The 12,381-nt window shown below is 48.2% G+C and carries 16 protein-coding genes; 3 read left to right on the forward strand and 13 right to left on the reverse strand.

The features are described from left to right. Positions 1–29: 29 nt before the first annotated feature. The 5 genes from lepB to rpsP are packed head-to-tail and all read right to left on the reverse strand — an operon-like array spanning position 30 to position 2,582. Positions 30–638 (reverse strand): signal peptidase I, encoded by a 609-nt coding sequence (gene lepB / locus HMPREF1091_RS04915; protein WP_002563730.1) that lies wholly within the window; start codon positions 636–638, stop codon positions 30–32. Beyond that, positions 616–1,395, reverse strand: coding sequence for a tRNA (guanosine(37)-N1)-methyltransferase TrmD (trmD, locus tag HMPREF1091_RS04920; RefSeq protein ID WP_002563731.1), 780 nt, complete (start codon positions 1,393–1,395; stop codon positions 616–618). The genes lepB and trmD overlap by 23 nt, the downstream gene beginning before the upstream one ends. An 11-nt stretch (positions 1,396–1,406) precedes the next feature. Further along, positions 1,407–1,919 carry a ribosome maturation factor RimM gene (locus HMPREF1091_RS04925; RefSeq protein WP_002563732.1) on the reverse strand — a complete coding sequence of 171 codons (513 nt, stop codon included), beginning with the start codon at positions 1,917–1,919 and terminating at the stop codon, positions 1,407–1,409. A gap of 10 nt (positions 1,920–1,929) precedes the next feature. Further along, complete coding sequence (locus HMPREF1091_RS04930; protein ID WP_002563733.1) at positions 1,930–2,238, reverse strand: KH domain-containing protein; 309 nt, start codon at positions 2,236–2,238, stop codon at positions 1,930–1,932. 2 nt (positions 2,239–2,240) lie between these two features. After that, positions 2,241–2,582: a 30S ribosomal protein S16 gene (gene rpsP, locus HMPREF1091_RS04935; RefSeq protein ID WP_002563734.1), complete on the reverse strand. Its 342-nt coding sequence runs from the start codon at positions 2,580–2,582 to the stop codon at positions 2,241–2,243. A 249-nt stretch (positions 2,583–2,831) separates the two neighbouring features. On the opposite strand from rpsP, the gene HMPREF1091_RS04940 reads away from it, so the two are divergent. The 3 genes from HMPREF1091_RS04940 to dinB are packed head-to-tail and all read left to right on the forward strand — an operon-like array spanning position 2,832 to position 6,137. Next, positions 2,832–3,512 carry a response regulator transcription factor gene (locus tag HMPREF1091_RS04940; RefSeq protein ID WP_002563735.1) on the forward strand — a complete coding sequence of 227 codons (681 nt, stop codon included), beginning with the start codon at positions 2,832–2,834 and terminating at the stop codon, positions 3,510–3,512. A 19-nt stretch (positions 3,513–3,531) separates the two neighbouring features. Then, on the forward strand, positions 3,532–4,797 hold the full coding sequence (locus tag HMPREF1091_RS08060; RefSeq protein ID WP_002563736.1) for a sensor histidine kinase: 1,266 nt from the start codon (positions 3,532–3,534) through the stop codon (positions 4,795–4,797). Positions 4,798–4,832: 35 nt separating this feature from the next. Then, positions 4,833–6,137: a DNA polymerase IV gene (gene dinB, locus HMPREF1091_RS04950; protein WP_002563737.1), complete on the forward strand. Its 1,305-nt coding sequence runs from the start codon at positions 4,833–4,835 to the stop codon at positions 6,135–6,137. A 60-nt stretch (positions 6,138–6,197) separates the two neighbouring features. On the opposite strand, the gene rsfS is transcribed toward dinB, so the two are convergent. The 8 genes from rsfS to HMPREF1091_RS04990 all read right to left on the reverse strand — a co-directional run bounded on the left by rsfS (position 6,198) and on the right by HMPREF1091_RS04990 (position 12,373). Then, positions 6,198–6,554 carry a ribosome silencing factor gene (rsfS, locus tag HMPREF1091_RS04955; protein WP_002563738.1) on the reverse strand — a complete coding sequence of 119 codons (357 nt, stop codon included), beginning with the start codon at positions 6,552–6,554 and terminating at the stop codon, positions 6,198–6,200. After that, positions 6,551–7,216 carry a bis(5'-nucleosyl)-tetraphosphatase (symmetrical) YqeK gene (yqeK, locus tag HMPREF1091_RS04960; RefSeq protein WP_002563739.1) on the reverse strand — a complete coding sequence of 222 codons (666 nt, stop codon included), beginning with the start codon at positions 7,214–7,216 and terminating at the stop codon, positions 6,551–6,553. Before yqeK ends, rsfS begins: the two co-directional genes overlap by 4 nt. After that, entirely contained in the window at positions 7,194–7,895 is a 702-nt protein-coding gene (gene nadD, locus HMPREF1091_RS04965) for a nicotinate-nucleotide adenylyltransferase (RefSeq protein ID WP_051058331.1), read from the reverse strand. The genes yqeK and nadD overlap by 23 nt, the downstream gene beginning before the upstream one ends. Before the next feature lie 35 nt (positions 7,896–7,930). Next, a complete protein-coding gene (gene obgE, locus HMPREF1091_RS04970) occupies positions 7,931–9,316 on the reverse strand; it encodes a GTPase ObgE (protein WP_002563741.1) in 1,386 nt (461 codons plus the stop codon). 176 nt (positions 9,317–9,492) lie between these two features. Beyond that, the gene (rpmA, locus tag HMPREF1091_RS04975; protein WP_002563742.1) at positions 9,493–9,747 is read right to left on the reverse strand and encodes a 50S ribosomal protein L27; all 255 of its coding nucleotides are present in this window, start codon (positions 9,745–9,747) and stop codon (positions 9,493–9,495) included. A 37-nt stretch (positions 9,748–9,784) separates the two neighbouring features. Beyond that, positions 9,785–10,144 carry a 50S ribosomal protein L21 gene (gene rplU / locus HMPREF1091_RS04980; RefSeq protein ID WP_002563743.1) on the reverse strand — a complete coding sequence of 120 codons (360 nt, stop codon included), beginning with the start codon at positions 10,142–10,144 and terminating at the stop codon, positions 9,785–9,787. A 127-nt stretch (positions 10,145–10,271) separates the two neighbouring features. Then, complete coding sequence (locus HMPREF1091_RS08065; RefSeq protein WP_002563744.1) at positions 10,272–11,117, reverse strand: DUF697 domain-containing protein; 846 nt, start codon at positions 11,115–11,117, stop codon at positions 10,272–10,274. A 20-nt stretch (positions 11,118–11,137) separates the two neighbouring features. Then, entirely contained in the window at positions 11,138–12,373 is a 1,236-nt protein-coding gene (locus tag HMPREF1091_RS04990) for an FtsW/RodA/SpoVE family cell cycle protein (RefSeq protein WP_002563745.1), read from the reverse strand. Positions 12,374–12,381 lie beyond the last annotated feature (8 nt).

Below are 12,381 nucleotides of genomic sequence, written 5' to 3' on the forward strand. Positions count from 1 at the left end.
CCTTTCCTTATGGAATGACCGCGTACGTGCTACAGCGTACTTGCGTCTTCAAAGGGCCAATAAATAAACAGACAGTGAGAAGTAATATTAGCTACCGAAACAGCACCAAAATAACGAGAATCAAGTGAATTGGTACGATTGTCCCCCATGACCCACACATATCCTTCGGGGACGGTGTACGGATAGGACAATCCACCTTCTACAATAGTCTTATCCAGCGGATACGAAAGCTTGCCAGCCGTATAGGGCTCATCCAATGCTTTCCCGTCCACTAAGACTTTGCCATCTTGCATGGTAACTGTTTGACCGCCTGTGGCAATAACGCGTTTGACAAGGATGGTGCTGTTGTCTTCCGGGCTTTTGAACGTAATAACGTCTCCTGCTTTGGGCTGGGTAAAGTGATACGTGATTTTCTCGCCCACCAAACGATCACCCAGCTGAATGGTTTGAAGCATGGAACCCGAAGGGACGATAAAAACTTCCGCTACAAACACACGGATGAACACAGACAATATCAGTGCAGCAACCACTATACCTATCGTTTGCACATACCACGGTGTGCCCGTTTTAGGTGGTTCTGTCTTTTCGATTTTCTCGTCGATAGACTCATTGGTCTTATCGATAGTGTCGAGACTCATCGCTCTTCTCGTTCTCCTTTATCTGAGCATCCAATACCTGTTGAGCAAACAGCTGCTCCTCCTTAGATAGAGTAGCGTGCTCAAGCAAGTCGGGACGACGTAAAACGGTACGCTCCAAAGCATTTGCACGTCTCCAGGCTGCAATCTTGCCATGATCACCCGACAATAGCACGTCGGGCACATCCAACCCACGATAGCTCGAAGGTCTGGTGTATTGCTCGTATTCAAGCAGTCCATCAGAAAACGATTCATCCTGTGCACTCGCTTCATCTCCAAGCGCTCCAGGAAGCAGGCGCACGATTGCATCGACCACAACCATGCAGGCAAGCTCGCCACCCGTCAGAACATAATCCCCTAACGAAAGCTCCTCGTCCGCCAAGGAATAGGCGCGCTGATCCATGCCTTCATAACGGCCACACATAAAGATAATGCGGGGCTTCTTGCTCAGGCGCTCAGCAACCGTTTGCGTAAACGGAGTACCTGTAGGTGTAAAGAACACCACATGCGGTTTTTCCAACGAGACATCACAAAGGCTGTCCAGCGCTTCAAAAATCGGAGCAGGCTTCATAAGCATGCCCGCGCCACCACCAAAGGGGGCATCATCTACTGTTTTATGACGATCATGCGTCCAGTCTCGCAAATTGTGCGCCGTAAAAGAAAAAATGCCACGTGCCTGGGCCTTGCCTAAAATTGAGGCTGCAAAATAGGAATCAAAAACTTCTGGAATTACGCTCAGAGCTTCATATGAAGGCGTCACTCTTGGCTCCTTTAATCCTCAATAAGACCATGAGGCGCATCCACATGAAGAGCACCCTGCTCATCAAAACCTATAATAAATTCTGCAACCGCTGGCAGCAGTACCTCACCAAAGGGACCGTACATAACCCAAACGTCCTGGGCAGGTCCGCGCATGATCTCTTTTATCATGCCTAGGTAACCAACTTGCTTGTCATACACTTCTTTACCGAGAAGCACATCTGGATCTTGCAGGTCTATGTCTTTTGGCAAGTCCTGAACACAAGCCATGACCGTCTTGCCCACAAGCTCCTCAGCGTAAGACATGTTTGATACTTCTTCAAACTGCACCAACTGCCCAACGCTGCTATCGCTTGCAGCCTGCACGGTATACCATCTTTTACCTTTGAGCTCAGGCGGCAGTATGCACACACACATGCCAACATGCAGAAGAAGGGGAAGGCCGTCTGCAGGAACACATACGACCTCCCCCTTTTTACCATGTGTTTTTGCCACACGAGCTATGGGTTTAAGCTCTTTAAACACTGTAAGATGCCTAACCTAGAACTTCTACCTCAACCGATGTGCCAACACGCTGACCCAAGGCGCGCGCAAGGGTACGAATTGCCTTAATGGTTCGCCCGCGCTTACCAATTACCTTGCCTGTGTCTTCTTCAGAGCACGATACCTCGATGAGCGTTCCATCGTCGCTATCGGTAACATCAAGCGACACGGAATTGACGTCGTCTACTAAACCACAAACAACATACTCAACAAGATCTGCCACTTGGTCTGATGGCAAACCCTCAGAGGCACTTCCCTCATCAGCAGTAAGGGTGTACTCCTCTTCCGCATCAAAAGACATAATTACTCTGCAGACTCTGCGGCAGCAGCAGCTTCCTCAGCAGCGGCGGCATCCTTTGCAATCTGCTTCTTGGACTTTTTGTCCTTTTTGGAAGGCTCTGGAGCGGCGCCACGAGCAATATCAATAAGATGAGCAACGGCATTGGTGGGTTGTGCGCCCTTTGCTACCCATGCATCTACCTTCTCGAGATCAATCTCGATGGTCTTAGGGGTGGTAAGGGGGTTATAGCGACCAACCAACTCGATGTAACGACCATCGCGAGGCATACGGCCATCTGCAACAACGACGCGATAGAAGGGACGCTTCTTGGCACCATGACGGGCCAAACGAATCTTGACTGCCAAAGTAAAACTCCTCTTTAAACGAATGCGGCACGGGTAATCAGAATTGGTTTGCCGCAAAGCTACATACAGCAATAGATAATAATATGACATAAATCCGCATCTGAAAAGCACGTCTGCAAGTTCGTAAAAAATATTAAATAAATTCTTACGAAAAGCACTTTTTTTAGGAACCTGAAAGTGTATATTCTTGTTATACGAAATAAAGGTTCATACAACAGTATGAACCAGCTATAACAAAGGAGGTTCCCAATGAATATTTTGGTATGCGAAGACGAGAAAAACATGTCTGATGCAATCTGCAAAATTCTTGAGGACAGCGGCTTTAAAGCAGAGGCTGCCTATGATGGTCAGGCTGGTCTGGAAGAGGCAAATAGCGGCAGATTTGACGCAATAGTACTAGATATTATGCTTCCCAAAATGGATGGCATGACCCTCGTATCCAAGATGCGCGAGAAAGGCAACTCCCTTCCTGTGCTCATACTTACGGCACGCACGCAAATCGCCGATAAGGTCGAAGGCCTTAATGCCGGTGCGGACGACTACATGACCAAACCGTTTGAAGGCATAGAGCTTGTCGCCCGCGTTCGTGCGCTTACGCGTCGGCAGGGAGACGTCGTCATTGATGAGCTGAGCTTTGGTGATCTTATGCTGGACCTCTCCACCCACGATCTTCGTTGTGGAGACAAAACCGTGCACCTTTCTCAAAAAGAGTACGAGGTTATGTCCATGCTCATGAACTCAAAGGGCAGAATTATCTCCAAGCAAGATCTTCTCACCCGCGTTTGGAACATTGATGGCGATGCTTCCGAGAATTCGGTGGAGGCATATATCTCCTTCTTGCGTAAGAAGATTACGCACCTTAAGTCTACGGTTCATATCACTACCCTACGCATGCTGGGTTATCGTCTTGAGCAAATTGTCGGAGCCTAAGATTTGTAGGTAACGTTACATGATAAAAAGACTTAAAAGGAGCTACGTCATCCTGACGAGTACCTTATTGGGTGTTATTTTGTTCGTTGTGCTTGCTAGTTCCTTTTATAACACCTATACGCTTATGAACAGCTCCCTTGACCTAACGTTTGATTATGGCGTAAGTGATGTATCCGTTGTTCAGCTGGTCATTGGAAAGACGGATTCCAGTCCCTCAGATCAGCGCAGTCTTTCAGATCAACGTATTGCTTTGCAGATGTTAGTGGCCCGTGCAATTTACAACACGACCACCGGGGAGCTGTTGCAAGAAAAAAATGACTTTTCCCAGGTCGAAACCAGTATTTTAAAGTCAATTGTTTCTGAATACACGCAAACAGGCATGACCTCGGGAAAACTTCCTTCCTCTCACCTTAGTTGGCGCATCAAAGAATTGCCCAACAAAAACATCCGCATTGCCGTTGCCGATACATCGAGCATAGACATCGTGTTGCAGCGCCATTTAATTGCGAATGTCTCTTTATTCATCGGAACCATGCTGGTGCTCATCATGCTTGCGCATGCGGTGGCTAACTGGGCTGTTAACCCCATAGAGAAGGCCTGGCTCAGTCAGCGTCAATTTATTGCCGATGCCTCGCATGAGCTCAAGACTCCCCTTGCAGTGATTCTTGCCAACACACAAATTCTTTCCACGAACCAAAGTGCCATTCCTGCAGAGGACAAACGATGGATTGCGGGTATTTCTACCGAGGCCCAACGTATGCAAGCCCTAGTGCAGGCACTGCTTGACCTGGCACGTATGGATGCAGCAGAGGCAGAGGGTACAACTGCACATCCTCACCAAGATGTTGATTATTCTTCCGTAGTCGAGAAAACCGCACTACAGTTTGAGGCTCTTGCTTTTGAGCGCGGTATTGAGCTGGTAACCAATATCGCTCAGGGAATTCACCTCCATGGAGATGAAGAAAGCCTTGAGCGTATGGTTGGCGCTATCGTGGATAACGCGTGCAAGTATGCCTCACCAAACACGGCAATAAGCATTTCGCTTTCTGCCCATTCTGGCCACTCATACCTGCGTGTTAACAATAAGGGTAGCTACATTGCACCAGAAGACATTCCTCATGTATTCGATCGCTTTTATCGCAGCGATAAGGCTCGTACTGCCAAAACCACAAGTGGCTACGGCCTTGGTTTAGCTATAGCCGCTAACATTGTTCAAGAGCACAATGGTCGCATTTGGGCAGACAGTTCTCCCGAAGAAGGAACAACGTTTATCGTAAGTATATAAACCTCATTTACGACAGCTATAATTGATAAGCAGCAATGAGTGATGTTTTTAACATATCTTCTGGTGCTGCACACCGCCCTTGGCAAGGCTGTGCTATTGGCTTGTTAGACCTTGATGCCTTTTTTGCCTCGGTAGAGCAGCTGGATCACCCTCAATGGCGTGGTAAGCCTGTTATTGTGGGTGGTTCTGCCGATAAGCGCGGCGTGGTTTCTACCGCATCCTATGAGGCACGTAAATTTGGTGTGCACTCTGCTATGCCCTCTGCCCAAGCACGTCGTTTATGCCCACAAGCCATTTGGACCTCTGGGCACTTTAGCAGGTACCGTCAGGTAAGCCAGCAAGTTATGGCCTGTATCTTGGATGAAACTCCCTTAATAGAACAGGTCTCTATTGATGAGGCGTTTTTTGACATCACTCCCGGACGCTATTCAAAAGAATCGCCCGAAGCTATTTGCAAACGTATTTCACAGCGCGTCTCACAGCTAGGAGTTACCTGCTCCATTGGCTTGGGTGCCAACAAAACCATTGCCAAGATTGCCTCTGAGCGCAAAAAACCCTGTGGACTGTACTTGGTTTACCCCGAGGATAGCGCTGCGTTTTTAGCTCCTCTACCCGTAGAAGCCATGAGTGGGATTGGTAAAACAGCAGCAGACAAACTACACCACTTAAAAATCTTTACCTTGGGTCAACTGGCCCAAACGGACAAGACCATCATACTAAAAGAATTCGGGAGCTTTGGGCACACCATGCTACTGCGTGCTGCTGGTAAAGAGGTTAGTTCGGTTACACCGTTTGCCCAAAAAGATGAGCCAAAGTCTGTCTCGTCCGAACGTACCTTTGCACAGGATTTACTCTCACCTGTACAGATCTATGCTGCTATAGACCACGTAGCCGAACTTACGGCAGAGCGTCTGCGCGCCAAGCAGTTGGCAGGACATACCATTACGCTCAAAGTAAAGTTTGACTTTGCCCATCAAAAGACGGTGCAAACTCAGCTTTCTTCCACCACAAACAGTCAATCTATATTGGCTGAAACCGCCAAAAAACTCTTGCATAAGATATGGAAAGAGGGCATGCCTATTCGTCTTTTAGGAATAGGAGTAAGTGGCTTTTCTGAAACTGCGCCTGCACAGCTTTCACTTTTTGATTCTTCTGATTCCAAAAAGGGTCAAGTTCAGTCCAACCAAAAAGAAAGTCCCGACAAGCAAAAACTTGCCGAGACATACGATCATCTGCGAAAGCGATTTGGCTCACAGGCGCTCTCTTATGGGCACGATCTACGTTTTGAACGTCATACCACCGATACCAAACCAACGGCTGGTAAGGGCAGCATCTCTTAAGACAACCGAAAGAAGAGCTGCTTTACTCTTTGTCAGCCTACTCTTCTATGAATTGACTCTTTAGTCAAACCTAAGCTCTACCCGTGGGGCATCTCCCCACAGTTTATCCAAGCGATAAAAATCACGCTGCTCCGGTAAGAACACGTTAACCAAAACAGCACCATAATCCATCAAAATCCAGGTTTTATCTTCCCTACCCTCAATGGAAAGAGGCTTTTGCGCACAATTAATGCCGACTTTTTCTTCCACCTCATCAATGACGGAATCCGCAAGGCGACTATTGGCAGCGGTGCAAATCAAAAAGTAATCACAGATGTCTGAGGTTTCGGAGACATCAATAAGCACCATATCCTCGACTTTTTTCTCGTTTGCAGCGGCTGCTGCAACTTTTGCTAGCTCTAGTGGGGTAACGCTCATGCACGCTCCTTTGCGGTGGCACGTTGTAAAACAAGGGTATTGTATATTTCTAATGTTCTAGGATACAGGTAGCGATGGGTGCTAAGCACATATAAAATTCCTTCTACAAAGGTTTCCCAGAACAAGCTGTCAAGTGATACCACACCCACCTGTTCGCGCAGCTGCTCCAAAGGTTGTGCAGATGGCCTGAGCGGCTCTATTGCATCGGCAACAAACACGATCTTATCGAGGTCGGACATCTGTTCATGTGCAACGGTGTGACGTGCTATAGCCTGCAAGACATCTTCTCCCAGCTCTGGATATCGCTGTGCGAGCGTCCTTTGGGCGATAGGTCCATGCAACAGAGCGCCCACCAGCTCCAGATCCACACCAAAATCCAAATTGAACTCACGCGCCCGTGCAAGCTGGACCGACAAGGGATTAACCTTTTCCCAGTCATGCAAAATACCAGCTACCCGTGCTTTGTATGGATCAATCCCATACACCAGTGCTAAATGCTGCGCTGTTTTTGCAACGGACATACTATGAGCCAATCGGTGCGGATTTTTTTCCATATGTGCACATAAATCTGCTTCATAGCCACGAATTGCAGCCAGCTGCTCTGAACTATAGTGGGGCTCTAAATCTAGAGCTGCAGTACTATAAACGAGTTTGTGGTCCATACAGGCCTCGCTTAGAAATATATCCGATAACCGAATCTGGTGTTAAGTACGCTAACGACTGACCAGCCATAATACGTCCCCGCAAATAACTTGAAGAAATAGCCAATGCCGGAACCTCAAGATACGTCACATCAAAATCAATCTGAGACTTAAATATGACGTCTGTTGCATTATCCAGATCATAGCCAGGTCTCGTAGCGGCAACTAAACGTGCTAAACGCGCAATCTTTTTGGCATCATGCCATTTTACAATGTCGATAATAGCGTCCGCACCCGTAATAAAGTACAGCTCAACATTGGATGGATACAACTCCCGCAAGGTACTGAGAGTATCTGCGGTATAGGTAATACCCTTACGATCAATCTCAAATCGACTGGTTACAAAGTGCGGATTATCAGCTGTAGCAAGCAATGTCATAGCATAGCGATCTGCTGCAGAGGTGACGTTCGCGTTCTGCTTAAAAGCAGGGCTTCCGGCAGGCATAAAGACCACCACATCGAGGTCCAGATCTCCCAATACCTGCTCTGCAGCTACCAGGTGCCCATTATGAATGGGATCAAAGGTACCGCCCATGATGCCCAAACGATACGTTTTTGCACTATCGGCTCCAAGCAGCGGAAGATCGAGATCTTCAAGTACTTGTGCGTCCACCTTTGACTCCTCATTCACTCGTGGCATGTTACTCACACCAACACCGTCGTAGCACTTGGTTCTTATGACAACAGACGATCATCATCGGTGAGGTTTTCGTCCTCTTCATCAACAAGCTCGGCAAAGTCGTCATCATAAAATCCATTGTACTCAAAGGAGTAGCCTAAAATACGAACCTCATCACCGTTCTTACAGCCAGCCTTTGCAAGCTGATCATCTAAGCCAATGCGCTCAAAGCGGTGTTGCAGGTATACGATTGCCTCATCGTTATCCCAGTCAGTCTGAATAACCATGCGCTCAATAGCCGCACCCGTAACATGGAACACGCCACCGCCTAAATTCTCGATACTAAACGCCTTGTCACGGCGACGACGCCGCTGTTCCCAAATGCTATCGTTAGGCGCAGTGGAGCTGTCTATCTGAAGTTGCTTACGAAGCTGAGCTACCTGGCTGGCACAGTGTCCAATGAGCTCATCAAGACCCTCACCTGTTACGGTAGAAATTGCAAAGAATGGATGACCATCCGCAAGCGCTGCCTCGCGCAAACGAGCAACAGCCTCTTGGGTATGGGGCATATCAATCTTGTTTGCCACAACAACCATGGGACGTTCAGCCAACTCAGCTGCGTAAGCCTGCAGCTCATTGGTGATGATACGATAGTCCTCAAGCGGATCTCTCTCTTCAAAACCGCCGGTCATATCCACTATATGAACAAGCAGTGCTGTACGCTCAATATGGCGTAAGAATTCATGACCTAAACCCTTGCCCTGGCTGGCGCCTTCAATTAAACCAGGAATGTCTGCCACAACAAAGGAAGACTCGTCGTGTGCACGAACTACGCCCAGATGAGGAACGAGTGTGGTAAAGGGGTAATCCGCAACTTTAGGCTTTGCAGCACTGATACGGGAAATCAGTGAACTTTTGCCAACGGAGGGCATACCCACCAAAGCCACATCTGCCATGAGCTTCATTTCCAGCTCAATCCAATGCTCAATTGCAGGTTCGCCCTTCTCGGCAAAAGCGGGAGCACGACGTGTTGAGGTTACAAAGTGAATGTTACCTTTACCGCCCACACCACCAGGACCAACAATAACGCGCTCGCCGGGGTGTGTGAGATCTGCAATGTCATATAACGGTTGCATGGTTTGGGGATCAAGCTCACGCACCACAGTACCAAGAGGCACACGCAAAATAAGATCCTCGCCATCGCTCCCATGCTTACGTGCACCCTGACCGTGGGTACCACGCTGAGCCTTAAAATGATGCTTATAGCGATAGTCAATCAACGATGATAGTTGTGGATCTGCCATAAGAATGACATCTCCACCACGACCACCGTCGCCGCCATCAGGCCCACCCTTAGGAACATGGGCTTCTCGGCGAAAAGACATACAGCCGGCGCCGCCATTGCCACCAATAACATTGATATGTGATAGATCAGTAAACATAGATAGAGAGCCTCTCTTTGGCGACTCAAAACATCAAATCGCAGGGTTAGTGAAGCATTAGCTCCTACGGACACAAACTGTCTTAGCAGCAATACTACCCCATACGGCACCACTACATACAAAACAAGACCCCCGACTAGGTCGGAGGTCTCGCGGTATCATACAAACGTCTTTTGTTATGCCTGAGCAGGAATAACAGAAACGGTATGCTTGATACCCTTCTTAAACTCTACTGTGCCATCGACAAGAGCAAACAAGGTATCATCCTTGCCGCGACCTACGTTAGCACCAGGAGTGATGTGGGTACCACGCTGACGAACGATAATCTGACCAGTCTTGATTGCCTGACCACCATAAATTTTGGTGCCAAGGCGCTGTGCATTAGAGTCACGGCCATTACGAGAGGAGCCGAGACCTTTCTTGTGAGCCATGTTAACCTACCTTCTACTCAACGAGGAAATACTCGAACTACTCTGCTGCGGACTCGTCAGCAGTAGATGCGGCCTTAGCGGCACGAGGCTTAGCAGGAAGCTTTACGATGGAAAGCTTAGTGAGGTTCTGCCTGTGACCATTAAGGCGATGATAGCGCTTACGCTTATGGAACTTGAAGACAAGCTGCTTCTCGCCCTTAAACTGCTCTACGACCTCTGCCTGTACAGACATCTTAGAGAGCTTCTCGGGATCGACAACAACGGTCTTGCCGTCGCTGAGCATAAGGACGTCAAGCTTAACCTTATCGCCAGGTTGCGCGTCGAGCTTCTCTACGTCGATGACGTCGCCCTTGGCAACCTTATACTGCTTGCCGCCAGTCGTAATGATTGCGTACATGTTTAATGCCCTTCATTGCTATGAGTGAGTGCAACAGCTGGTAACTTTATCATCGCTTGACAGCTTGGTCAACAAGAAAATCCAGCTAACTACTGTTATTCACTACAAAAACTCATGAACTACATTTTTACTGAGTACGATCCTCTTGCTCAAAACGAGCTGCTAGGACTCGACCAGTGGAAATAGTTCCACCAAAACCCACGGATGCCTTTACTACAGCGCCAACAACAGGAACAACGCTTAATAACGCGCGGGCTGCACCACGATACACCAAACCTGCACCCACTACAGCGACGATATCACCCACACGAGAAAGATCTTGCTCATGCCCATACACGCGGGCTATATCAAGTGCGAGACGCATTTGATTGGTAGTCATAACAGGCATATCTGCACCAGGAATGAGCACCAGAGCACCTACTGCAGCATTTTGGAGAGCACAGCTGTGAACCAATTGGTTTACTTTTGCCTTACGCGCAAAAGTAAAAGCACGGGCAAATGCAATGCCCTTCTCGGCAAGTGCATCTACTACCCATGAAGCCAGCTTTTGTTTGAGTGTAGCCGCATCTGCAGCAGTGACAAGCCCCACCGCGCTGCCATCAGGATCGGATGCACAATACGGTGCCTCGACACTTGAGCGGGCAATCACCGCACAGGGCAGATGAGCCTGTTGGTACTGGACAACAACATGCGCCGCTGCCTGACTATGGTGACCACAGAGTACAAAACAAACATCACAATCTGTTTCAAAACGCATGCCAACAGGACTGTCTACTGCCGAGTCGACGTTCAAAATACGCAGCTGAGCACTAGGATCAGCAGGAATAAACAGCTCTTTAACCGTGGCGATGATAAAATCTGGAGCTGTAGTATCCACATACAGATGCACACGAATAGGATCTGTTGTATTTGCTGTCATAAAAAGCATGGCGGCATTTTTAAGCGTGTCTACTGACGTTTTTGACCTACGCATACGTGCTCCTTATGCCACTCTTATGCCACCTTTGTCCGATGTAAGTAAACACTTTGGACAATACCAATTGACATAAGCTGGACCACCATGGACGACGAACCAAAGCTAATAAACGGTAAAGGGATGCCGGTAATAGGCATGATACCAATACACATACCCACGTTTTCTAAGAGCTGGAACGACCACATGGCAACAATACCAACCAATACCAGCTTACCAAAGGGAGACTCCAACTTAAGCGCCAATCGGATTGCCGAGAAGATCAGCACAGCAAACAGGGTTAACAAAATAACAGCCCCTACAAAGCCAAACTCTTCTGAAAGCAAAGCGAACACAAAGTCTGTGTGTGCCTCGGGCAAAAATCCACCGCCCGCTTGCGTAGCATTGCCAATACCCTTGCCAAAGAAACCACCAGAGCCCACAGCAATCTTGGATTGTAATAAGTTATAGCCATCACCCGTAGGGCTCACGCTTGGGTCTACAAAGACAATAAGACGATTAAGCTGGTACTCCTTAAGCAGGTGCGGAAGACCGGGCGTCATAGAGGTAATGATGATAAACGCCGACCCCACAATAATCAGCGCAATGGTTACCAACACCCAACTTCGTCGTGCTCCCGCACATATAATAATTGCAGCACCAGAAACCAAAATAACAAGACCGGTTCCCAAGTCTGGCTGTGTAAGGATAAGGACAAATGGAATAAGCAGATAGATGCACAAGCGTACGTAGTCACGCAAGGACTCAATTTTGCCGTTGTATTGCGCACTCAGCGACGCCATAAGAGAAATAGTAACCAGCTTTGCTATCTCAGACGGCTGCATGCGTAGGTGGATAAAGGGGATCTGTACCCAACCCGTAAGACCTTTTGCGGAATAGGAAAGCCCTGGAACCTTAGGCATGAGCATCAAAACAATATCTATGGCCAGCAGTATGTTGGTCATATTGGCAAGATTTCGATAATCATAGCGACGAATGAATGCGGCACCGGTAAAACCAATGCCTACACCAAGCATCTGGCGGGGCCATGAAGCCTCAGGAATGGTCAAAGAAGCGGACCAAACAACTAACAGTCCGTAGACACACAGCAAAATAGCAGGAACGAGGTTAGCCAAATAGTAGGCACCAAAGCGCCGTTTGACTGGTCTCATGCGAGCATGGGAAGGCGATTTTCCAGCATCGCCTCCAAAGAGAGAAGACAAGATGCTGCCAAAACCAACATCTGACAGACTTCCTTTTGGTGTCTCGATAGCCATTCCTCCCC

Origin of the sequence: Atopobium minutum 10063974, from assembly GCF_000364325.1 — a bacterium.
In the GTDB taxonomy this organism is placed as follows: domain Bacteria; phylum Actinomycetota; class Coriobacteriia; order Coriobacteriales; family Atopobiaceae; genus Atopobium; species Atopobium minutum.